The organism is Pseudomonas sp. E45-MNA-CIBAN-0222 (assembly GCF_040310405.1).
GTDB lineage: Bacteria > Pseudomonadota > Gammaproteobacteria > Pseudomonadales > Pseudomonadaceae > Stutzerimonas > Stutzerimonas stutzeri_AC.
On record NZ_JBEOPU010000004.1, the window covers coordinates 118,517 to 141,511 of the forward strand.

Here is a 22,995-nt window from a genome sequence, read left to right on the forward strand (position 1 = left end):
GCTCATCAACCTCATAGCTTCTCCTTAAGATGTTGATATCTGATTGGTGCGACACTCTGGCCATTTACTATAGCCATTCTTCTTGTTTTTCCATAATCGTTTAGAATTGAATGTTCATATTTTTCATGGTTGTCACCCCAGTTAATTGGTTCTTGGGCGGCACTTGGATTGCTGTCAAAGAAACGCTGTAAAGCAGCACCAAAATCGCGACTTACATAGCCTGGACGGTTGATATGGTGGTCAAGTACGGTCGCTTTTCCAAGGGGTGATTTTAGATATTCCTTAAGTCTAAATCCGGAGCCGGAAGGCTTAATCTCCATTACCTCATGTTTGAGGCGTTTTGCGAAGTCCAAGACTTGTTGTTCTTGGAATTTCTCATGGGTTATTGCTTTTAGGATTGAGCTTAAAGGAATGGAACCAATTTTCTGTTTTCGAGAGAAAGCAGTTTCGTTGAACCCTTCGCGTAGTAGTCGTTTAAGTTCGGCACCAGTATAGTTATCACCTTTTGTGAGGCTTTGGTGCTTATAGTACATTCTCGCAGCTGTGCGAGGGCCTTCTACTGACCATCCACAGTTTTCGAATAATTCTTTATAGAGTTTAGGTTGGCGCTCTTTAAAATCAAAAACCTGAATAGGGAATTCTCCTGCGCCGGACAGGTTTATCGTTTTTTGCATGGCGCCTGCAGTAAGTATTTCGCTGTCGTAAGACTGTAGCGAATCGATTTTTCCCTCGTTGGGAGACATCGCAATGAATATATTTTTTTCCTCTTCAGTGACGATGCCTGTAGCTACAGTTTCCTGCCAATTAGCGTAGCTTTGTAAGTCAATTGAGCCAGCGTATAGCGGGCCATAAATTGTCGCGCTTTGCCCTTTGAAACGCACACAGGAAAATATTTTCCCTAAGTTACATCCACAGTCAGTGCTTTCATCCTGGCGGAGTAGGCTCACAATATTGGTTGGGTTCAAGTGCCAAGCCATTCCATCCGCCGGGACTGCGTGCTTCTCAGCTAAATCGCTCCACCAACTCAACTTCTCGATTCGCTGCTTTTCCATCTCCCAAACAAGGTTCGGTTTTCCGGGCTCCTCCGCTAACAGGGGATCAAGCTCATCCCACTTGCCCTTGTTCCAGAACCACTCGCTTTCATATTTGGCGACCAGTTGGCCAAGCACTTGAGCGTGCCAAGGCCTGGTCAGCGCTGCTTGGATTTCAGCGCTGGTCAATACGCCATCCTTGTCGGTATCGGCGATATCGTAGAGTCGAGCGAGCGTTACGATTGGGCCGCCATCGGCTTTGCTGATCTGCGCCCGGTAGTTGCGCTGTTCGTCTGCTCTCAGCAGGCCTTTGGCATTGAAGGCGTAGGCGAGCTTTTCGATGGGCGTTCCGGTTTCCTCGACGCACTGAAAGCCTTCCCACTCCCAAGGGCTGTGGCGAGTGGTTATTAGCTCCTGTTCGGCGAGCCAGCCATTGATGGGGTTGCCGTTTTCATCGGCGAGCAAGCCATCCAGGCGCCACCAGGAGCTTGTGCTTGTTTCGGCAGGGACAGTGACCTGAATCTTGTGTGAAGTCGGCAATCCGTCTAGCAGCGCTTGAGGAACTATGAGGTCGACGCCAACCAAGGTGCCTTCGTCGCTGAGCTTGGGGGGATTTCCAACACTTATGCCATCTCGATGGGCGATCAGTTTGCTTGCGCCTTTATAGACCTTGAGCAGGGTCTTCTGGTCGTCCGGCAAACGGCTGGCCCAGGCGCGGCTCAGGGCGATGAATGCAGGCACATCATCGCAGCTGAACAGTTCGACATGGACCATGTGCTGAGCGGCGCTGTCGTGGTTCTGGTACAGGCCGGGATGGCCAATAAGTTCACCCGCCTTGATCGGCACTCCGCTGTCGAGTACGACAACCTTGTCGTATTCCGCTGGCTCGCTATGCGGTTTGAGCAAGCTGGTGGATACATAGCCAGGCAGTTGCCTCTCGTCGTCAGCTGATAGGGCGGGTTCTGCCGTCCCGCTGATCAGGCTGACCAGCTTGCTGAATTCGCCTTCCGTTTCGCCGATGGTGATCTCGGCACCCTTGGACAGCTCCGACAGCTTGGTGGTGTTCTTGCTCGGACCTGCGCGAACGCTCAGGCCATCCTGCTGCGTATTTACTGTATAGCGCCTGGTTTCCCAGAAGGCGGCGCGTGGTAGGTCCGGTAGCGCCTGGTAGCCTGCCCAATCCAGCAGATGCATGTAAAGGCTATAGAGAGTGAGGCTTGGAGGGGTTTGCCCTTCAACGATGCTGCCGTCAGCGTTCTTCAGTGGCGGTGGCTGCAGGCTGTGCTTGACCAGAACGAAACCCGTGGAAAAGGGTGCACGTTTGACCAAGGGAATGTCTTCGGTGAATTCGCTGACCGGGTAGCGCTCATCGATACGGTAGGCAATCACCTCTCCGTCGGCGATACAGCGCACGCTCGACTGGTCGAATGCAGCGGCCGTGCCTTCGTCGAAGTGCACGCCACCATGCCATAAGCCGTTTTCGCCGGTGGGGTAGAACCCGCCCTTGGCTTGGGCCATATGCGTAAGCAGCTGCAGCGGATTGTGACTGGTGTCCTTGCCAGGAAACGGGTATGCCCAGCTGATCGGTTTGGATTCGTTCATGTTCGATGCATCCTTGCGTTCGAGCCGGCGGTGCAGCTGGCTCTGTCCTTTTCTTAGCCTGAAAAATTGAGCGAGCGCTTGCGTTTGCTGAGCATGCTATCCGCCTTACCTGGCATTGCCTGCTCCAGTAGGCTCCCCGCCTTGTCGCTATCTGCCATCCCCGGCAGCACCGGCGGCTTGATCTTGATCCCCGAGCCCTTGCCCGGCGCGCCGCCGGCGTTGATTCGCGCCAGCGGGCCGGAGACGGTGATGCCGCCCGGGTCGAGCTTGATGAAGCTGCCGCCGGCCTTGAGGGTCAGTTCAACGCCGGCTTCGATGACCATCTTCTGCCCGGCCTTGAGGTGGATTTCGCGGCCGGCTTTGGTCAGCTGGGCGGTGCCGAGCCTGATGTGTTGGGCCTGGGCGATGGTGAGGTGGTCGTCTGGTTTGACTTCGACCTTGCGGTCGCTGGCAATGGTCAGGTGTTCCTCGGCCCGGAGCTCCGTGAAACTTGCGGCCTTGACGGTGTCGTGGCGCTCGTGGCCGACGCGGATCTTCTGGTCGTGCTCGATGTTCTCGTCCCAGTCGCGCTGGGCGTGGATGTAGATCTGTTCCTGGCCCTTGCGGTCTTCGATGCGCAGTTCGTTGTAGCCGCCACCGCCCGGGCTGCTCAGGGTCTTGAACACCGTGCGGGTCTTGTTCGCCGGCAGGTCGTAAGGAACCTGATGCTCCTTGTGGTAGAGGCAGCCGGTGACCAAGGGCTGGTCGGGATCGCCTTCGAGGAAGGTGACCAGCACTTCCATGCCGACCCGCGGGATCGCGATGCCGCCGTAGCGGTCGCCGGCCCAGCTGGAGGAGACGCGCAGCCAGCAGCTGGTCTTGTCATCGGCCTGGCCGTGGCGGTCCCAGTGGAACTGGACCTTCACCCGTCCGTATTCATCGCAGTGTATTTCTTCGCCCGCCGGGCCGGTGACCACGGCGGTCTGGCTACCGAGGACCTTTGGTTTCGGATGGAGAAGGGCCGGCCGGAAGGGGATGTCCCAAGGGGTGGCGGTGAAGCGGTTGCGATAGCCTTGTTGGAAGCAGGCATTGCCTGGAGCGCCCTCACCCCCAGCCCCTCTCCCGGAGGGAGAGGGGAGCTCCAGCATCGACTCCTCCAACACCTGCGGCTGCTTGCCTTCATGCAGCACTTCGGTGAGCAGCCAGAGGTCGTTCCATTCGCGGCGCGGGTGGTCGGAGATTTCCAGTAGATGACCGCTGACCAGCTGCGGCTGGTCGCTGTCGCCCTCGGCCAGGCGGTAGTCGTGACGGTGGCGTTCCAGGGCGCGCTGTGAGATGTGCTTGCCGCGGGCGCGTTCGGTGAAGCGACCGGGGTAGTCGTAGTCCTCCAGATCGGGCTGCGGTATGGCGACCGCCGCCTGCTCGCCGCGGTGGGCTGCTTCCATCAGTAATCTGGGCTGCTCGAAATCATAGTCGCGACGGCTGACCCGGCTGGTGCGCGTCGCGACGCGCACGGCGAAGCGCTTGATTACAGGCTCGTCGGCGGTCATTCCGTTGTCCTGCAAATAGGCGGTCGGCTGGCCGAGTCTGGCGAAGCTGGTCTGGTCATCGCCGAAGACCAGGACGTGGCCTCTGGTGCTGTGCTCGAAGTGATAGTGGATGCCCTCTTCCTCGCACAAGCGTTGAATGAAGTGCAGGTCGGTTTCGTCGTACTGCACGCAATACTCGCGTGGCGGGTAGACCACCGGGCCGAGTTGGAAGCGGTAGGCGTTGGCCTGGATGCCGTGTTCCTCGAGTACCTGGGCGACGATCTGCGGCACGCTCAGGTGCTGGAAGATGCGCTGGTTGGTCCGGTGTGCGAGATAGGCCAGCTGCGGCACGAGCGTTAGCCGGTAGCGGGTCAGGCGTTTGCCCGATTCGCCCTGGGCGATGCGGTGGACCAGGCCGTGTATGCCCATGCCGGCGGGGTCGAAAGCGAGAAAGGCGGGCTTATGCAACAGTGCCTGCAGATCTAGGTCGGGGCGCTCGCTGACCAGTTCCAGGTCGAAGCGATAGGGCTGACTGATGGCCTCGCGGCCCTGGAATTCGAGCACCTTGAAGTCGTGCTCGACGCCTTCCAGGGTCAGGCTGAAATGGGTTTCGTTGGCCGCGTTGAACATGGGGATTTCCTTGTCCTGATGTCATCCATGGGAGTGCCCGAACCAGCGCTGCAAGCGGCTCGGTTCGGGGCGGCTGAAGACGTGCAACAGGCCTGCCGCATCGATGCTGCGCTGCGCTTCGTCGAATGCCAGCGCCAGGCGCAGTGCCGGCCAGCAGTGCGCGGGCAGCTGAGGCGGGCGCTGCAGGGTGCTATCCAGCTCCAGGGCTTTAGCCTGACGGGCGCTGAGCCGGCGATAAGGGTGGCTGCCGCTGGCCAGTTCATAGAGCACGCAGGCCAGGGCATAAACATCCGCCGCGGCGGTCAGCTCGCCGCCATCAAGCAACTCCAGTGCGGCATAACGCGGCGTCCAGGCTGCAAAACGCGTGCGGCACAGGCGCGGCAGACCGGGCAATAGGCCTTCCAGTGGTTGACCGAGGCCGTAGTCGAACAGGCGCAGGCCGTCATCGGCGAGCATCACGTTGCTCGGTTTCAGGTCGCCATGCAGCACGCCCAGGCTGTGGGAGTAGGTAAGCGCTTCCAGCAGTGGCAGCGCGATGCCCTGCAGTTCGCTCCAGGCCATGCCCTGGGGGCGTTCGCACAGCAACTGATCGAGGGTCGGGCCCTTAAGCAGTTCTAGAGTGATAAAGGCGCGCTGGCTGCTTGGGTCAATGTCGAAGTTATACAGGCGCACCACATGCCGATGGCTGAGGCGTGTGGTCAGCGCGTACTCGCTGTAGAGCAGCGCGCTGGCGTCGGGGTACTCGGCGAAATCCTCGCTGAGGGTCTTCAGCGCCACGTAAGGTTCCGGATCGCCGAACTGTTCGCGCAGCAGATCGCGGGCGCGATAGACCGCACCCATACCGCCGACGCCGAGCAGACGTTCGATCCGGTAACGGCCACAGAGCACTTCCGGCAGCTCGCCGGCGATGGCCTTCGGCTCGACCGTTGCCGGCGTGGCCGCGGTGGACGCCAGGGCAAAGTAGGTGAGGTCGCTGGCCTGCAGTTGCGGTGCATTCATCGGCGGATCACCACGGCGCTGATGTTGTCCCGTGCCGGCCCCTTCAATGCCTGGCGAAACAGTCGCTCCAGTGCCAGGTGTGTGGATGGCAGGCTAAGTGCCGCACCGAGGGCGTCGGCGGACATGCTCTGGTAGAGGCCATCGCTGCATAGCAGCAGCGTGTCGCCCGGGAACACGGAGAATTCGAGGATATCCAGCTCCAGTTTCTCGCTGGCCCCGATGGCGCGGGTCACCGCGTGGGCGGCTGGGTGTTTGGCGGCTAGCTCGGGGCTGAGCTGCTGCTCGTCGAGCAGCTGCTGCAACAGCGAATGATCCCGTGATAGCTGATAGAGCCGCCCGCTGCGCCACAGATAACAGCGGCTGTCGCCGGCCCAGATGCATGCCGCACGGTCATCCTCCATGAGCAGGGCGACCACGGTGCTGCCGATCACCGGATCGGGGCGTTCGGCGGTGACCGTCAGTTCCTGGCTGAGCCGGCGATTCAGCTCGTGCAGGCAACGCCGCAGCGCCAGCACCCGCTCCGGCAGGTCGCCCGTAGTGGAAAGATCGGCCAGCTGCTCGACGATCAAGCGACTGGCCAGCGCGCCGTTCTGGTGTCCGCCCATGCCGTCGGCTACGGCCCACAACCCGGCCTGCGGCAGATCGAGGAAGGCATCTTCGTTGCGCGCCCGCACCTTGCCGGTGTCGGTGCGCGCCGCGCTGCGCCAGCTGCACACCGTTGCACTCATCACAGTGTCGCCGGCAGCTTGAAGCCGCGTAGCAGCGCGAGGTCGAACGGATTCGGCGAGCGCTGGGCATGCAGCAGGTAGTTGGCGCGCAGGCCGCCGAGATCGGCCTTGAGCATCAGCACGTCGCGGCCGCTGTGGTAGTCGACCTGCATTAGGTCGATCAAGCGGAACAGCGACCAGGGGCCGGTGTTCTTCTCGATGCCGACGCGACGCCCGCCGAGTTCTTCCACGACCAGGCTGGTGCGCCCGTCGTCGGCCTCGGCTGGCCAGCGGAATGCGGTCTGCACGATCGGACCGTGGCGATACTCCATCTGCTGGTTACCGAAGCGGAAGTCGGCACGACCGAGGCTCGAATCCAGCGAATAGGGCTCGAGCTTGAACAGGATCTGCGGCTCGTTGGGGTTTTCGGCGAAGAAGCTGCGGCGAATGGTCTGCGCGCGGCTCATCTGCGCGAGGAACTGCTCGGACAACGGCAGGCCGCGACCGTCGACGCGGCGTAACCGGTACTGGCCGGCGCTGCCGCTGACGAAGGGCTTGAGGTAGCGCTCGAAGAAGCTGTCCGCCAGGCCCTGGGCCTTGAAGAACTCGCGGAAGTCGGCGAGGGCGACGTCGCTGGCGCTGTGGGCGCTGAATGGGTAACGCTCGCGCAGCGAACCGCGGTAGCTGGCGTAGAGCTCGTTGCGATAGCGCTGGTTGAGGTAGTGATAGGCGTCGCTGAGCACCAGCGACCAGCTGTCCTCTGCCAGCAGACCAAGCCACTTGCCGACCGGTTGCGGCAGACGAGCAGCACTGCTGCGCAGCTGGTTGATGGCGTCGCGCTGACCGCCCATGCGCGCCTTGGCCATCTCGAATGCGGCCTGTTCCGGTGCGCTGGCGTGGGCCAGCGAGGCCAGTTGCAATTGCAGAGCATCAAGTGCCTGCAGGCTTGCCGTCAGCTCCGGGCCAGCCGCGCCGTTTTCGTCGAGCAGCTGGTGCAGCGGCGCGAAGCGGCGTTCGAGGGTCTTGCGTGCGGTGTCCGGTACGTTCTTCAGCAGAGCAGCTTGTGCCTGCTCCGCCGCGGCGGTGGCCAGCTTGGCTGCCTTGCCAAGCTTGCCACCAGCGTTCTGGGCAGCAACGGCCAGTTCGCCGGCCTCCACAGGCGCGTCCGCGAGACCAGCGAAGCGGGTGTTTTCGCGCACCGCCAGCAGTAGTTGCAGCAGCGGCGAGTTGGCAGCGGTGAGTCCGGCGAGCTGCGCGGCACCCTGCGCCGCACTGCCGGCCGGGAGGACGTTCAGCTGGGCGATTGCTTCGCTCCAGTGCGTGGCGTAGTCACGGAAGTACAGCTGCTCCATTTCCACCAGCAGGCGGCCCAGGTCCTTGGCACTGAGGCTGTCACCTTCGCCCAGCACCCAGTTGTCGCGCAGGATTTCGCTTACCAGCTCGGCGCCTTGGGCGACGAACAGCTTCTGATAGCCGCGCTGGGTGTAGAAGCCGGGAATCGCATAGTCGCCGCCGACTAACAGTGACGCTTGCGGGCCGAGCTGCGTGTTCAGTCGATAGTCTGGAAGGTTGCGTGCCTGATCGCGCAGCATGCGGTACACCACTGCCGCCAGCGATTCGCTGCGTAGCTGGGCGCGGGCCTTGGCCACCAGGTTGTCGTTCAGCTGATAGGGCGCGAACGACTTCTCCAGCAGGCGGGCAAAATGGGTGTTCAGGCCTTGCTGGGCAACCGCGTTGCCGCCATGACGCAGCGACCAGTCGGCGGCCAGCCAGTCCTTGAGGAAGGCCGCATCACGGCGCTCGGCAAGGTTCAACATGAGGTACGCGCGCAGGCTGCCGAGCAGCTGTTCGCGGTCGTTCAGGTTGGCGCGAATCTGCGCTTCCAGCTGCCGACCGACACGTGGCAGCAGCAGCGTTTCCAGATCGCGGCGGTAGGCGTCGTGCAATGTCGGGTTGACCGCCTCGCCCTGATACAGGCCACCACGGCGTAGCCAGGACACATCGTCCCTGGGCGGATAGACCTGGGTTGCCGCGTAGCTGCCATCCAGCACCTTGAGGGTGCGCAGTGCTTCGTCTTCCGCCTCGATGGTCTTGCGTTCGCCGCCCAGCGTCTGGGCGATGCCGCGCAGTTGTTCGAGGCGCTCGTGGTTGCTGGAAAAGCTCAGTGCCCAGGCGCCGCCGAACAGCACCAGGCAACCGAAGGCGCCTGCATAAAGCGCGCGCTGGCCCCAGTCGATGCGGCGGACCTCGCGCTGGTCGAGGCCCGCCAGTTCGGCTTCGGGGAAGATCACCCGGCTGAGTAGTTGATTGATGAAGCGTGCACGACCGCTGCGGAAGGTCGGCAGTGCGCTGCTAGCCAGGCCGAGCTGGCGGCCGATGCCGGCAGTGAGCGGGTCGAGACCTTCGCGCAGTTGCGGCGCGCTGGTCAGGTAGAAGCCACGCAACTGGCTGGCACGCTGGTAGCGGTTGCCTGCAAACGCGAGTTCGATGAACAGGCTCAGGCGCTCGCCGATCTGCCCCAGCTGATGGGGAAAGTCGAGGATGCGGCCGCGGCGCTGGGTGTCACGTTCCTGGTGCATGCGCATGATCACCTGGCTGTTCAGCCGGCGCAGGAGTTCCTCGAACTCCTCGCGCACCACCTGCGCATCGCTGCCATTCTGCTCCTTACGGAAGCTTGCACCGAGCACCTGATCGCTTTCCTCGCGGGACAGCTGATCGAAGAACTCGTCGAAACCGAGAATCCGATCGGCCTTGCTCAGCACCAGATAGACGGGTGCATCGACGCCCAGGCGCTGGTGGATTTCATGCAGGCGCTGGCGGGCCTGACGGGCAAGGTTCTCCAGCTCCAGTTCATTGCCGCCTAGCAGCTGATCCACCGGCAGGTTGACCAGCACGCCGCTGAGCGGTCGGGCACGGCGCTTGCGCAGCAAGCCGAGCAGGGTGTCCCAGGCGCTACCGTCGACGACGGCGTCGGACTGCGTCAGATAGCGGCCGGCGGTGTCGATTAGCACGGCATGATCGGCGAAGTACCAGTCGGCGTAGCGGGTACCGGAAACGTCCTTGGTCAGGCGCTGCTGTTCGCTGCGGTTGAGCGGGAAATCCAGGCCGGAGAAGTCCAGCAAGCTGGTCTTACCGCTGCCCTGCGGGCCGATCAGCAGGTACCAGGGCAGCTCGCTGCGCCATTTCTCGCTGCGCCCGCGGTAGAGGCTGGAGGTTTTCAGGGTGCGCAGCGCCTGCTTGAAGCGATGGCGCAGTTCCTGTTGCTCCTCGCCGATCAGACCGTCGCGGCGCAGCTGCTCCTGAACGTCCTGGTCCTCGGCGTCGCGCTTCTTGCGTGCGCTGGCGCGCCAGCTGGCGAAGACCATGGCCAGGCCCCAGCCGAGGAACAGCACGCTGATGCTCAGCAGACGGCTGCTGGATGACTCCCAGAAGCGGTGGTCATTCACCGCCAGCAGCGGCCCGACGAACCACACCAGAACCGCAAGCAGCAGGACCAGCAGCAGGCTCCAGACCCAGGTTCGGCGCAGCACGGCGCCGAGTTTGCCGAAGAACGTCTTCATCTCATTTCATCCCTGAAAAGGTGGAACCGCCGGCATCCATGTCCAGCGAGCGATAGGGTTGCAGCACGCTCTCGCGTTGTTCGCCCAGCACCCAGGCGAAACCGCCGTAGATCACCCCGAGGCACATCAGGGTGAACAGCGCGACCATCCACCAGGGCACGATGCGCACCAGGCGCCGACGGGTATCCTTCAGGCCCTCCCAGTGCGGCGACAGCTCGCGCGGTATGTCGCCACGCATCTGCCGGATCTGCCGGTAGAGGCTATCGCGCACTGCTTCCAGTTCGAGCATGCCGCGCGGCAGCACGCGGTACTTGCCCTCGAAACCGAGGGACAGGCACAGGTACATCAGTTCGAGCATCGGCAGGTGCTTGACCGGGTTGCGCGACAGCCGCTCGAGCAGCTGGAAGAACTTCTCGCCGCCGAAGGTCTCGTTGTGGAAGCTCGACAGCAGGCTCATCTGCGACCACTCGCTTTCGTTGCCCCAGGGCGTGGTCACCACGGCCTCATCGAGAGTGGTGCAGAGCACGTAGCGCGCTGCCATCACCTGGCTGCTCTCGGCACCATCGTGCAGGGCTCGGTGCTCGAACAGCTTGATCGCGCTGCTCAATTGCCGGTGCAGTGCCTGCAGGTCTTCGCTGTCCAGGCTGTGCTTGAGCCGTACCACTTCCGAGAGCAGCGGCGAGGCGGCAGCCACCAGCGGATTGAGGCTGATGTTGAACGTCTCCGCCGGGCGCAGGCGGGCGGCGTAGATCATCCGCTCCTCCAGCTGCTCGAAGCGCGGCGGGGTGTCGAAGTCGGTCAGCGGGCTCTGTGCCGGCGCATCTCCTGCTCGATTAACGATGACCGTGTGGTCGTTCTGTCCGTAATCCATTTCCTTGATCATGTCGCTCAGTCCCTGACCGCCCAGAATTTCAGTTCGAGCCCGGCGAAGTCACCGGACACATGGAAGGCAAAGCCGCCGGAGCGCTCCAGCTGCGCCTGGTCCTCGGAACTGAGCTCCAGGGCGAAATAGGTCTTGCCGGCATGGAAGGGGATCTGCCGCGGCGCCACTGGCAGCGGCTTGAGGCGGATGCCCGGCAGATGCAGGTTGACCAGCTGGCGAATGCGCTCCACCGGGCCGATCTTCAGGTGCGCGGGCAAGCGGGTGCGCAGGGTTTCCGAATCGCACTGGGCGCTGGCGGCGAGCACGAAGGACGCCGTGCCGAGCAGCTTGTGATCGTGCAGTGGCGATACCTGGATGCCGTACTGGCGCTGCTGCAGCAGCAACTCGATGGCGTGCTGCTCGAGCACCATCGACAACACCTGGCGGATCGCGTCCATCAGCTTGCGGAAGCTCGCGCCCTGGTCGCTGTGCTGGTAACGGCCATCCAGGCGTGGGCGTTTGCTCTCGCTGGAAAAGGTCGCCAGCTCGCCGAGCAGGCCGAGCAGGTCGCGATAGATCTGCTCCGGATGCACCTGCTCCACGCCCAGGTAGTGGCGTAGCACGGGTTCATGACGATTGATCAGCTGCAGCATCATGAAGTCGCCGACCTCCGCGCCACCGACCTTGCCGGTGGCGCTGATGCGCTCGGCAAGGGTGTCGCCGCGGTGGGCGAGCATGCTGATCACTTCCTTCAGGCAGGACAGCAGATAGCCCGAAGCCTGGAAGTTGACGTAGGTGGGAATGAACTCGGGGTCGAGGCTAATGACCCCGTCCGGCGTGGTGTCGAGCACCTCGCACAGCTGCAGCTTCACATAGGCCTGGTCGCTCTGCTGCTCGCCCAGCAGCAGGCGGAAATCCGGCAGGCCGGTGCTGACCTGGCTGGTGCTGCTGTCGCCGGCATTGGAGTCGGCGACATCCAGTTCATGGGCGGTGTAGCGCGCCAGCACGTCCTTCTGTTCGGGACGACGCGTTTCGATGTGGTTACCGGTAACCAGTGGCAGCGCGAGGTAGACCGGTGTACTGCCGGTGTTCGGCGGAATGTCCAGTGCCAGTGGCTCGCGCTCGCTGCCCAGCTCGAACAGCGTGCCATCCGGCAGGACGCCGCTGGCCTGGCTGAGCACCAGCTTGCCCATGTTGAGGAACTGACGGTCGATCTCCAGGTTGAAGAAACCCCAGGCGTAGTTGCCCAGCTTCTGGGTACGCGCCTTGAGCTGGTGGTCGTAGTAGCGATCGCTTTGCTGGAAGTGCTGCGGGCGCAGCAGCATGCCCTCCTGCCAGACAACTTTTTGCAGGCTCATGCTTACTGTCCTTCTTCGGCGAGCGGATCGAACAGCGCGATGCCGCGCTCATCCAGGCTCAGGGCGACATGGGTGCGCTCCTGCGGCGGCAGGGCGATGACGTAGCGCCAGCTGGCTTCCGGCAGGTCGCGGTAGGCGGCCAGCACGCCGACGTAGCGGCTGCCGTCCTGCACGGAGAGCTTCAGCTCACGGCTTTCGCCGGGACGTAGTTCCAGTTCCTCGGAGGTCACCAGGTCCGGCGCCAGGGCTTCCTTGGGACGCTGATAGAGGGCGAAGAAGTCGCCATTCTCGAATGCCACCGGATGCTTCAGTTCCAGCAGGCGCAGCACGATCGGCGAAGGCCGGCCGTTGAGGTCGGGGTTGAGACGGTCGCTGCCGTGCAGCTCGAGGTCTAGCTTGGTCAGCTTGGAGTAGGGCGACAGCGCCGAGCAGCCGCCCAGCACGAGCAGCGAGGCCAGCATGGCCAGGGTGATGCGACGAGGCATGGGATCATCCTTGATGGGTGGAATCGAGCGTGGCGATCAGGCGCACCTGCTCCTCATAGGTCTTGGCGAAGTCGCGGGCGAACAGCCGTTCGCTCCAGTCGGCGTCCTGGCCGAGGCTGTGATGCAAACGGCGATAGGCGCGCCAGCGGCTGCCGGCGGTAGCGATCAGCGGCTTGCGGCCCTCGCGCTCGAAACGCAGCGCCAGCTGTTCTGGCGCCAGTTGCTCGAACATTGCGTGGACGGCTGCGCGGCTGGCAGCCAGCAGTGCCACCTGATGCGCCTGCAGGCCGCGAAAGGCGCGGCCGATGGCCTGTTCAGCCGTGAGTTGTCCGGGCTTTTCGCCGCGCAGCAGGGCGCTCACGGCCTCACCCGTGTCGGCGCTGTGCTTGAGCGGGTTGTTGCCGGAGCTCTGCACGGTGGTCAGTGACAGGCGTAGTTCATTCTTTAGCTCGCTGCGGGTGCGCAGGCTCTGCTGTAGGCCGCCGATGCTCTGCTTGAGCAGGCGTGCGGCGTTCAACGCCAGGGCCTGGCGCTGTTCCTCGTCGAGATCGTCGAGATCGATGCCCAGCGCCTCGCCGAAACGCGCCCAGAATCCCTGCGGCAGTCGTTCGGGCTCGGCTTCGCGCTTGGCTTCGGGCGCTGCCTGCGGCATGACCAGCTCCGGCAACGGCAGGCTTTCCATATCGATGCGCGCGTAGTCGCGCTGTTGCGCCTGGCGCTGTGGCGCAGCCAGGGCGAGGTTGAGGTCGTCGACCTCGGCATATACGCGTTCCTGCTGATCCATGGCGAGCAACGGATCAAGGTCGAGAAAGGCATCGTCGGGAATGATGCTGCCGGCCGGCTGCGGGCGGCCGATGTCGCCTTCGAACACTGCCGGGTCCTGGATCAGCCGGGCGCGGATCTCGAAATCGCCGAGACAATAGACGCTGCCATGCTCCACTCGCTGCGGCCGGCCCTTGATGAGGCTGGCGCCACTGTCCTTGAGCTGGATGCCGTTGCTGCTGGTGTCGGTGAGGAAGAACGCCCCGTCGCGATAGCTGATCACCGCGTGGCGCCCTGAGAGTACGCGTTTGCGATCCGGGATCACCCAGTCGCAGCCTTCGGCCCGGCCGATCACGCCGCCGGCCTGCTTGAAGGTTTTGGTGGTCAGCAGACCCGGCACAAATTGCTGGGCGCCCACCATATCGAAGACCAGTTCCATGGTCGTGTCGCTCCTTGCGGTTACTTGCCGCGATTCAATGCTTGCGGGTCGCCCAGTGGACGATATTGGTCATCGTTGAATTTGTAGTTGCCGGTGCAGCCGGTGAGCAGGGCTGCGGCGAAGAGCGAAACGAGGGCGTAATAGCGCATTGGCACGCGATTTCCTCCTTGAAGTCGTGTGTGGGGGCGAGGTGCGCGCGGCGCGACCTGGTGCCGACATTGAAGTTCACTTATCTCGCCGACTCGGTGATCGGGTTCACATAAAGTCGGACGGATGCGTCTAAAACGAGCGTGAGGTCAGGTTGAGGCGGGCTAAAAGCAGCCAATGGAGGTGGAAGGGCAGTGGGTAGGGACCATTACGAGATCAGCGCGCTGCTGGCAGTGCCCAACGGCATTTTCGGAGTCAATGGCGCTTGCGGTGAACTGAGGGGGCTGGGGAGCGAGCGGGCTATAAATAAAAGTAGAAACAAAAAAGCCCACACAAGGCGGGCTTTTCAGGGTGTTTCGTAGACTGCTGGATACAGCTAGAAACAGGTATTTGGCGCACCAGGCGGGATTCGAACCCACGACCCCTGCCTTCGGAGGGCAGTACTCTATCCAGCTGAGCTACTGGTGCGTCGCGGGGCGCAATCATACGCATGTCGCTGGCGGGCGTCCATGCCGGTTCGGGTGGGCTTGTGCATGGCGCGGGTGCGGCGGTGCGGCTTTTTCGCTGCTGCCTGGCGTGGGTTCGGCTGGTACCCTTGCGTGTCGCGGCCATGGCCGTGGTTGTTCGGATTTTCGGGGGTTGGGGATGTCGGGCCATATCAAACTCTGGGATGTGCCGCTTCGGCTGTTTCACTGGTTGTTCGCGGGTACGGTGATAGCGGCCATCACCACGGGCTGGCTAGGCGGCAGCCTGATGCCCTGGCACGGGCGGCTCGGTCTGCTGGTGTTGGGGCTGTTGGTGTTTCGGCTGGTGTGGGGCTTCGTTGGATCGACCTACGCTCGCTGGTCGCGGATCTTCGCTGCCACCGTCGGCGTGAAGGACTATTTGCAGGGTAACTGGCGCGAAGCCGGACATAACCCGTTCGGGGCATTCTCGGTACTGGCCATGCTACTGCTGGTGAGTTTCCAGGTGACCAGCGGGCTGATGGCGACCGACGATATTGCGTTTCAAGGCCCGCTCTATGCGCTGGTCAGCAGCGAAACCGGCAGTTTGTTGAGCGGTCTGCACCGCCAGGCAAAATGGCTTTTGCTGGTGCTGATTGGCATGCACATCGCGGCGATCGGCTATTACACACTGGTGATGCGTCGGCCCCTTGTACGAGCGATGATCGCTGGCCGGGCAATGCGAGAGCATCCTACACAGCAAGACGCCCGGGGTGGGTCGCTGGTGGCGGTTGCTCTGGCGATCGCTTTGGCGGCCGGTTGCGTCTGGGGCGTACAGTCCGTCGGCGACTGGGCCAGGCCAGAGCCTGCTGCCGTGGCGCCTAGCCTCGACTGGTAAGTACAGCCGGCGGACGCCGGCCGTGCTTGAGCGCCAGCCCATCGTGCGTTTGCCTGACTGGACCCCCTGATTGGTGGGCTAAAGCCCACCCTACGCGAGATTGCGGATGATCAGTCGGCGCGGAACTTGTCGTGGCAGGACTTGCAGCTGCCGCCGACATCGCCGAAGGCCTTCTTGATCGCGGCTTGATCGCCTTCTGCGGCGACCTTGGCGAGCTGGTTGGCGGCGGCCGTGAAGTTGCGGCCGATCTGCCCGGCTTCGTCGAGGTTCTGGAAGAACTCGGGCTTCAGGCGAGTCGCCTTGCCCAGTTGTGCCGTGGTGGTGTCCGGGCTGTAGAGGCTGCCCATGCCGGAATTGGCAATGGCGGCGATGGCATTGGCGGCGGCAGCCACTTTGGCTTGGTCGTAGGGCTCCTTGCCGTCGACTACCTGGGCCTTGATCTTGCCCATGTTCCATGACATGAACTGGTAGCCGGCCTGGCGGGTTTCGACCATCTCTTCCGGCTTCATTTGCGCCTGGACGGCAGTGCTGGCCAGCAGGGCGGCGGCCACGGCGCCTGTCATCAATGCTTTCACGGTAACTCCTTATCGATCCTTGGTTGTCGGCGGCCTAGGCCGCTTGCGCGGAACTATACCCTGACCAGTAGTAGGGTTTGGGTAACAAGTCGTGACAGACCGTGCGATGCATCAGGCTGGTCAATGGCGCGACAACGTCATGCGTCATGAGCTTGCCGGGCCGGTGGCTGCGGTCCTAGCATGGCCTTTCGCAGTGCAATACGGCGACAGGAACCGGGCGGCGAAGGACGGTTCAGATGATCGTCGTGTTAGCCAAACTTTCCGCAGCGGGCCTGCCGCTACGATGCCCGAGGAGACTGCCATGCAACTCAAAGACACCGCTCTGTTCCGTCAGCAGGCTTATATAGATGGCGCCTGGGTCGACGCCGACAGCGGCCAGACCATCAGCGTGAACAACCCGGCCACCGGCGAGACGCTCGGCACGGTGCCGAAGATGGGCGCCGCGGAAACCCGCCGTGCCGTCGATGCAGCCGAGCGTGCGCTGCCGGCCTGGCGTGAACTGACCGCCAAGGAGCGTTCGCAGAAGCTGCGCCGCTGGTTCGAGTTGCTGATGGAGAATCAGGACGACCTGGGCCGCCTGATGACGCTGGAGCAAGGCAAGCCGTTGGCCGAATCCAAGGGCGAGATCGCCTACGCCGCCTCCTTCATCGAGTGGTTCGCCGAGGAAGCCAAGCGCATCTACGGCGATACCATTCCGGGCCACCAGAAAGACAAACGCATCATCGTCATCAAGCAGCCGATCGGTGTGACCGCGGCGATCACCCCGTGGAATTTCCCGGCGGCGATGATCACCCGCAAGGCTGGCCCGGCACTGGCGGCCGGCTGCACCATGGTGATCAAGCCCGCCTCGCAAACGCCGTTCTCGGCACTGGCGATGGTCGAGCTGGCCGAGCGTGCCGGGATCCCCAAGGGTGTGCTCAGCGTGGTCACCGGCTCGGCCGGCGACATCGGCAACGAGCTGACCGCCAACCCCAAGGTACGCAAGATCTCCTTCACCGGCTCCACCGAGGTCGGCGCCAAGCTGATGGAACAGTGCGCGCCGGCGATCAAGAAGGTGTCCCTCGAACTGGGCGGCAACGCGCCGTTCATTGTCTTCGACGACGCTGATCTGGACGAGGCCGTGAAGGGTGCCGTGCAGTCCAAGTACCGCAATGCCGGGCAGACCTGCGTCTGCGTCAACCGCATCTATGTGCAGGATGGCGTCTACGACGCCTTCGCCGAGAAATTCCAGGCGGCGGTGGCCAAGCTGCGGGTCGGCAATGGCCTGGAGGAGGGTACCGATCTCGGTCCGCTGATCGACGATCGCGCTGCCGCCAAGGTCCGCGAGCATATCGAGGACGCTGTGGCCCAGGGCGCGCGGCTGGTGGCGGGCGGCCAGGCCCATGCGCTGGGCGGCAGCTATTTCGAGCCAACCGTGCTGGTGAACGTGCCGGACAGCGCCAAGGTGGCCAAGGAGGAAACCTTCGGCCCGCTGGCGCCGCTGTTCCGCTTCAAGGACGAAGCCGATGCGATCGCCAAGGCCAACGACACCGAGTTCGGCCTGGCCTCCTACTTCTATGCGCGCGATCTGGGCCGGGTGTTCCGCGTCGCCGAGGCGCTGGAGTACGGGATGGTCGGCATCAACACCGGGCTGATCTCCACCGAAGTGGCGCCGTTCGGCGGGGTCAAGTCGTCCGGCCTGGGCCGTGAGGGCTCCAAATACGGCATCGAGGATTACCTGGAGATCAAGTACCTCTGTATGGGCATCTGAGCCCCTGAGACAGCCAGCCTCAATGTGTGAGGCTGGCTGTTTGCCATGGACGCTTTCGTTGTTCAGCTACTCCGTTCTTGGCTGCGTCGAGCTGATCCGAGAAGCGCTGAAGCTCCACCTGACACGGCCGCTGATTGAGCTCCTCAAGGCATTGAGCCGACTTCGCTGGCCGGCGAACGGACGGCGGCGCTTGCTGCGTATCGACCCCTACCTGCTCGCTCGCGTCCCGCGGCATGCCATTTCCGGCTGAAGCCGCGGCGCCCGCTTTTGCGGCGACATTCCTCTGACTGATAGTGCTGTGCGACGCCCGGTCCGGCTGCCGGCAATATCAAGCACTGACGCGCGTTGCGCCCATTTGCCTCGCTTGATTGCTGTCCGATGCCGGCCTATCGACATGCGTAACGTGACTCCTTTATTCTGCTGTGCGAAACATGATTCCGTGAAATTACAATTCCAATCAGCATTTCACACAGCGGAGGCCAGTCATGACAGATGTCGTACGGCTCGAAGTTCAGGGCGATACCGCGCTGATCACGGTCAACAATCCACCGGTCAACGCCCTAGGCCAGGCGGTGCGCGAGGGGCTGCTGAAGGCCTTTCAGCATGCCGAAGCGGACCAGCAGGTCCGTGCCGTGGCGTTGGTGTGCGAAGGCAATACCTTTATTGCCGGCGCGGACATAAAGGAGTTCGGCAAGCCGCCGCAGGCGCCGAGCCTGCCCGAGGTGATCGAGGTCATCGAAGGCTGCAACAAGCCGAGCGTTGCAGTCATTCATGGCACCGCACTCGGTGGCGGGCTGGAAGTTGCGCTGGGTTGTCATTACCGCATTGCCCGCAAGGACGCCAAGGTCGGCCTCCCGGAAGTGAAGTTGGGTTTGTTGCCCGGCGCCGGTGGCACTCAGCGCTTGCCGCGTCTGGCCGGCGTCGAGAAGGCGCTGGACATGATTGTTAGCGGCACGCCGATCAGCGCCGCCGAGGCGGTCGCGCACAATATCGTCGACGAGCTCTTCGAGGGTGATCTGCGCGAGGCCGGCCTGGCTTATGCGCATCGGCTGGTAGACGAAGGCCGCGGCCCGCGCCGCACGGGCGAACAGGCCCATGGCCTCGAAGGCGTCGACAACGAGGCGCTGATCCGCGCCAAGCATGCTGAAGTGGCCAAGCGCATGCCTGGGCTGTTCTCGCCACTGCGTTGCATCGCTGCGGTAGAGGCGGCCACTCAATTGCCCTTGGCCGAGGGGCTCAAGCGCGAGCGTGAGTTGTTCGCCGAGTGCCTGAACTCGCCTCAGCGTGGTGCTCTGGTTCATTCATTCTTCGCCGAGCGCCAGGCGGGCAAAATCAACGATCTGCCATCCGATACGAAGCCGCGGTCGATCAAGACCGCCGCGGTGATCGGCGGCGGCACCATGGGTGTCGGCATCGCCCTGAGTTTCGCCAATGCCGGGGTGCCGGTGAAGCTGCTGGAAATCAACAAGGAAGCTCTGCAACGCGGCCTGCAACGTGCCCGCGACACCTATGCAGCCAGCGTCAAGCGCGGCAGCCTGACCGAAGACGCGATGGAGCAGCGCCTTGCCCTGATCACAGGTGTCACCGAGTACGGCGCCCTGGCCGATGCCGACGTGGTGGTCGAGGCCGTGTTCGAGGAGATGAACGTCAAGCAGCAGGTCTTCGAGCAGCTGGATGCGGTGTGCAAACCCGGTGCGATTCTCGCCTCCAACACCTCGTCACTCGATTTGAACGCCATCGCCGCCTTCACCAAACGCCCCGAGGACGTCGTCGGCCTGCATTTCTTCAGCCCGGCCAACGTCATGCGCCTGCTGGAAGTCGTGCGTGGCGAGAAGACCAGCGATGAAGTGCTCGCCACTGCCATGGCGATCGGCAAGCAGCTGAAGAAGGTCTCGGTGGTGGTCGGCGTCTGCGACGGCTTCGTCGGCAACCGCATGGTTTTCCAGTACGGCCGCGAGGCGGAATTCCTGCTGGAGGAAGGCGCCACGCCGCAACAGGTCGACGGTGCGCTGCGCAACTTCGGAATGGCCATGGGACCGTTCGCCATGCGTGACCTGTCGGGCCTCGACATCGGCCAGGCGATTCGCAAGCGCCAGCGCGCGACGCTGCCGCCTCACCTGGATTTCCCCACTGTCTCGGACAAGCTCTGCGCCGCTGGCATGCTTGGGCAGAAGACCGGTGCCGGCTACTACCGTTACGAGCCGGGTAACCGCACGCCGCTGGAGAACCCTGAACTCGAGCCTATGCTGGAAGTCGCGTCACGGGAAAAAGGCATCGGGCGGCAGACGCTGGACGAGCAGTACATCGTCGAGCGCTGCATCTTCGCGCTGGTCAACGAGGGCGCGAAGATTCTCGAAGAGGGCATCGCCCAGCGCTCCAGCGACATCGACGTCATCTACCTCAACGGCTATGGCTTCCCGGCCTTCCGCGGTGGGCCGATGTTCTATGCCGACAGCATTGGCCTGGACCGGGTGCTGGTGCGCGTCAAGGAACTGCACGCACGTTGTGGCGACTGGTGGAAGCCGGCGCCGCTGCTGGAAAAACTGGCCGCCGAAGGCCGCACCTTTACCGAATGGCAGGCCGGGCAATGAACGCGACCCGCCTGCAATCCGAACGCACCATGAGGAATTTCCCATGAACGTCAACTACACGGCCGAAGAGCTCGCCTTCCGCGATGAAGTGCGCGCCTTCCTGAAAAGCGAGCTGCCGGCGGACATCGCCGCCAAGGTCAAGCTCGGCAAGCACATGTCAAAAGCGGATCACGAGCGCTGGCAGCAGATCCTGGTCAAGCGCGGCTGGTACGCGCCGGGCTGGCCAGTGGAGCTGGGCGGCACCACCTGGGGACCGGTGGAAAAGCACATCTTCGACGAGGAGTGCTCCGCCTTCGGGGCGCCGCGTACCGTGCCCTTCGGCGTCAACATGGTCGCCCCGGTGATCATCAAGTTCGGCACCCAGCAGCAGATCGACCATTACCTGCCGCGCATCCTCTCCGGTGAGGACTGGTGGTGCCAGGGCTATTCCGAGCCCGGTGCCGGTTCCGACCTCGCCAGCCTCAAGACCCGCGCCGTGCGTGACGGCGACTACTACGTGGTCAACGGCCAGAAGACGTGGACCACCCTTGGTCAGCACGCCAACATGATCTTCTGTCTGGTGCGCACCGACCCGGAAGCCCAGCAGCAGCGCGGCATCAGCTTCCTCCTGATCGACATGAAAAGCCCGGGCATCAGCGTGCGGCCGATCATCACCCTGGACGGCGACCACGAGGTCAACGAAGTCTTCTTCGACAACGTCCGCGTCCCGGTGGAGAACCTCGTCGGCGAGGAAAACCAGGGCTGGACCTGCGCCAAGTACCTGCTGACCCACGAGCGCACGGGCCTGGCCGGCATCGGCTCGTCCAAGGCGGTGCTGGCGCATCTCAAGCGCATCGCCATGAAGGAAGTCTGCGACGGCAAACCGATGCTCGAAGACCCGCTGTTCCGCGCCCAGGTCGCGGACGTGGAAATGCAGCTGATGGCCATCGAGATGAGCACCCTGCGCATCCTCGCGGCGGCGAAGGAAGGCGGCGTGCCCGGTGCGGAGTCCTCGATCCTCAAGGTCAAGGGCACCGAGATTCGCCAGGCGATCACTCACCTCTTGCGCAAGGTCATCGGCCCCTACGCGTTGCCGTTCCTCGAAGAGGAGATGCAGCTGGACTACGACGGTGAGCTTTTGCACGCCGACTACAGCGCGTCGCTGGCCGGCGACTACTTCAACATGCGCAAGCTGTCGATCTTCGGCGGCTCCAACGAAATCCAGAAGAACATCGTCTCGAAGATGATTCTCGAGCTTTAAGGGGGCACCGCCATGGACTTCAAACTGACTGAAGAGCAGCAAATGCTGCAAGACACCGCGGCGCGTCTGGTGCGCGACGCCTACCCGTTCGAACAGCGCGAGAAATTCAGCGAGTCGGAGTTGGGCTTCTCCACCGAGTTCTGGGGCCAACTGGGTGAGCTGGGCCTGACCGCCGTACCGTTCGCCGAAGAGATCGGCGGCTTTGGCGGCGGCGGCGTGGAAACCATGCTGGTGATGACCGAACTGGGCCGCGGTCTGACGCTGGAGCCCTACCTGCAATCGGTGATATTCGGCGGCGGACTGTTGAATCAGCTGGGCGGCGACGCGCAGAAAGAAGATCTGCTGCCGCAGGTCGCGGCCGGTTCGCTGCAACTGGCTGTGGCCTTCGACGAGCCGCAGAGCCACTACAACCTCCACGACGTACAGACCAAAGCCGAGGCGGTCGACGGCGGCTATCGCTTGTCCGGGCGCAAGGCCGTGGTGATTGGCGGGCACAGCGCCGGCAAGATCATCGTCTCCGCGCGCACGTCTGGTGACAGCCGTGACGAAACCGGCATCAGCCTGTTCCTCGTCGATCCGAACGCACAGGGCGTGAGCCGTCGAGTCTACCCGACCATCGATGGACGCAAGGGCTGCGAGCTGTTCCTCGACAACGTGCAGGTGGGCGCTGATTCGCTGCTTGGCGAAGTCGGCAACGCGCTCTCAGCTATGCGCTACCAGCAGGGCCGCGCCATCGCCGCGCAGTGCGCCGATGCGCTGGGCAGCATGGACGAAGCCTGCAAGCTGACCCTTGACTACCTGAAGACGCGCAAGCAGTTCGGCGTGCTGATCGGCAAGTTCCAGGTGCTGCAGCATCGCATGGTGGACATGCAGACTGAGCTGGAGCAGGCCACCAGCATGGCGATCCTCGCCGCGACCTTTGCCGATGGCGAAGACAACGACGAGCGCAGCCGCATCATCGCCGCCGCCAAATACATCTGCGCCCGCGCCGCACGCAAGGTGGCCGAGGAAGCGATCCAGCTACACGGCGGCATCGGCATGACCTGGGAATACAACCTCGCCCACCACGCCAAGCGCCTGGTGATGATCGCCCACCAGTTCGGTGACGACGACCACCACCTGAAGGCCTATGCGAAGCTGATGCAGGTGGCGTAACGCGCCACTCGCGACACCATGACCGGGCCCCTTGGCCCGGTTTTGCTTTGCGGAGATAGGGTCAGATGCTTAGCCGACTGCGGGCAGGTGTGCCGAGGCATCGTCTTCATTTTCGTGGGGCGGCGTTCCGCTTCAGCTCGCCGCCAACACACAAACTGTGGGCTGAAGCCCACCCTACGGCGCTGCGCGCAAGGTGGCAGCCCGGTAGGGTGGACGTCGCCTTATATCCATGCGAAGCAACTCGGGTCGCGTC

General features: G+C 63.2%; 17 protein-coding genes and 1 tRNA gene. 6 read left to right on the plus strand and 12 right to left on the minus strand.

Going from position 1 to position 22,995, the window contains the following annotated elements; genetic code table 11:
* Nucleotides 1–11: 11 nt before the first annotated feature.
* From AAEZ08_RS07735 to AAEZ08_RS07785, 11 genes are all read right to left on the minus strand, one after another.
* Nucleotides 12–2,633 (minus strand): SH3 domain-containing protein, encoded by a 2,622-nt coding sequence (locus AAEZ08_RS07735; RefSeq protein ID WP_500124012.1) that lies wholly within the window; start codon nt 2,631–2,633, stop codon nt 12–14.
* A gap of 53 nt (nt 2,634–2,686) precedes the next feature.
* Nucleotides 2,687–4,771 (minus strand): type VI secretion system Vgr family protein, encoded by a 2,085-nt coding sequence (locus AAEZ08_RS07740; RefSeq protein ID WP_500124013.1) that lies wholly within the window; start codon nt 4,769–4,771, stop codon nt 2,687–2,689.
* A 21-nt stretch (nt 4,772–4,792) separates the two neighbouring features.
* Nucleotides 4,793–5,770, minus strand: a complete 978-nt coding sequence (locus tag AAEZ08_RS07745; protein WP_500124014.1) for a serine/threonine-protein kinase — start codon at nt 5,768–5,770, stop codon at nt 4,793–4,795.
* Nucleotides 5,767–6,498 carry a PP2C family protein-serine/threonine phosphatase gene (locus AAEZ08_RS07750; protein WP_500124015.1) on the minus strand — a complete coding sequence of 244 codons (732 nt, stop codon included), beginning with the start codon at nt 6,496–6,498 and terminating at the stop codon, nt 5,767–5,769. The genes AAEZ08_RS07745 and AAEZ08_RS07750 overlap by 4 nt, the downstream gene beginning before the upstream one ends.
* Nucleotides 6,498–10,037, minus strand: coding sequence for a type VI secretion system membrane subunit TssM (tssM, locus tag AAEZ08_RS07755; RefSeq protein ID WP_500124016.1), 3,540 nt, complete (start codon nt 10,035–10,037; stop codon nt 6,498–6,500). The genes AAEZ08_RS07750 and tssM overlap by 1 nt, the downstream gene beginning before the upstream one ends.
* A gap of 1 nt (nt 10,038) precedes the next feature.
* Complete coding sequence (gene icmH / locus AAEZ08_RS07760) at nt 10,039–10,920, minus strand: type IVB secretion system protein IcmH/DotU (protein WP_482694922.1); 882 nt, start codon at nt 10,918–10,920, stop codon at nt 10,039–10,041.
* Between the two features lie 5 nt (nt 10,921–10,925).
* A complete protein-coding gene (gene tssK, locus AAEZ08_RS07765) occupies nt 10,926–12,257 on the minus strand; it encodes a type VI secretion system baseplate subunit TssK (protein ID WP_427703045.1) in 1,332 nt (443 codons plus the stop codon).
* A gap of 2 nt (nt 12,258–12,259) precedes the next feature.
* Nucleotides 12,260–12,742 carry a type VI secretion system lipoprotein TssJ gene (gene tssJ, locus AAEZ08_RS07770; RefSeq protein WP_102820430.1) on the minus strand — a complete coding sequence of 161 codons (483 nt, stop codon included), beginning with the start codon at nt 12,740–12,742 and terminating at the stop codon, nt 12,260–12,262.
* Nucleotides 12,743–12,746: 4 nt separating this feature from the next.
* A complete protein-coding gene (gene tagH / locus AAEZ08_RS07775) occupies nt 12,747–13,943 on the minus strand; it encodes a type VI secretion system-associated FHA domain protein TagH (RefSeq protein ID WP_500124017.1) in 1,197 nt (398 codons plus the stop codon).
* A 20-nt stretch (nt 13,944–13,963) separates the two neighbouring features.
* Nucleotides 13,964–14,098, minus strand: a complete 135-nt coding sequence (locus AAEZ08_RS07780) for a type VI secretion protein (RefSeq protein WP_482694929.1) — start codon at nt 14,096–14,098, stop codon at nt 13,964–13,966.
* Nucleotides 14,099–14,481: 383 nt separating this feature from the next.
* A tRNA-Arg gene (locus AAEZ08_RS07785) sits at nt 14,482–14,558 on the minus strand.
* Nucleotides 14,559–14,735: 177 nt separating this feature from the next.
* Here AAEZ08_RS07785 and AAEZ08_RS07790 point away from each other — a divergent pair.
* Nucleotides 14,736–15,431, plus strand: a complete 696-nt coding sequence (locus AAEZ08_RS07790; protein ID WP_500124018.1) for a cytochrome b/b6 domain-containing protein — start codon at nt 14,736–14,738, stop codon at nt 15,429–15,431.
* A 110-nt stretch (nt 15,432–15,541) separates the two neighbouring features.
* On the opposite strand, the gene AAEZ08_RS07795 is transcribed toward AAEZ08_RS07790, so the two are convergent.
* Nucleotides 15,542–15,994 carry a c-type cytochrome gene (locus AAEZ08_RS07795; RefSeq protein ID WP_427703125.1) on the minus strand — a complete coding sequence of 151 codons (453 nt, stop codon included), beginning with the start codon at nt 15,992–15,994 and terminating at the stop codon, nt 15,542–15,544.
* 313 nt (nt 15,995–16,307) lie between these two features.
* On the opposite strand from AAEZ08_RS07795, the gene gabD reads away from it, so the two are divergent.
* The 5 genes from gabD to AAEZ08_RS07820 all read left to right on the plus strand — a co-directional run bounded on the left by gabD (nt 16,308) and on the right by AAEZ08_RS07820 (nt 22,742).
* Nucleotides 16,308–17,756: an NADP-dependent succinate-semialdehyde dehydrogenase gene (gabD, locus tag AAEZ08_RS07800; protein ID WP_179485242.1), complete on the plus strand. Its 1,449-nt coding sequence runs from the start codon at nt 16,308–16,310 to the stop codon at nt 17,754–17,756.
* A 58-nt stretch (nt 17,757–17,814) separates the two neighbouring features.
* Nucleotides 17,815–18,006: a hypothetical protein gene (locus AAEZ08_RS07805; RefSeq protein ID WP_427703049.1), complete on the plus strand. Its 192-nt coding sequence runs from the start codon at nt 17,815–17,817 to the stop codon at nt 18,004–18,006.
* 235 nt (nt 18,007–18,241) lie between these two features.
* Complete coding sequence (locus AAEZ08_RS07810; protein ID WP_500124019.1) at nt 18,242–20,347, plus strand: 3-hydroxyacyl-CoA dehydrogenase NAD-binding domain-containing protein; 2,106 nt, start codon at nt 18,242–18,244, stop codon at nt 20,345–20,347.
* Nucleotides 20,348–20,390: 43 nt separating this feature from the next.
* On the plus strand, nt 20,391–21,587 hold the full coding sequence (locus tag AAEZ08_RS07815) for an acyl-CoA dehydrogenase family protein (protein WP_102820391.1): 1,197 nt from the start codon (nt 20,391–20,393) through the stop codon (nt 21,585–21,587).
* A 12-nt stretch (nt 21,588–21,599) separates the two neighbouring features.
* The gene (locus AAEZ08_RS07820) at nt 21,600–22,742 is read left to right on the plus strand and encodes an acyl-CoA dehydrogenase family protein (RefSeq protein ID WP_500124020.1); all 1,143 of its coding nucleotides are present in this window, start codon (nt 21,600–21,602) and stop codon (nt 22,740–22,742) included.
* Nucleotides 22,743–22,995 lie beyond the last annotated feature (253 nt).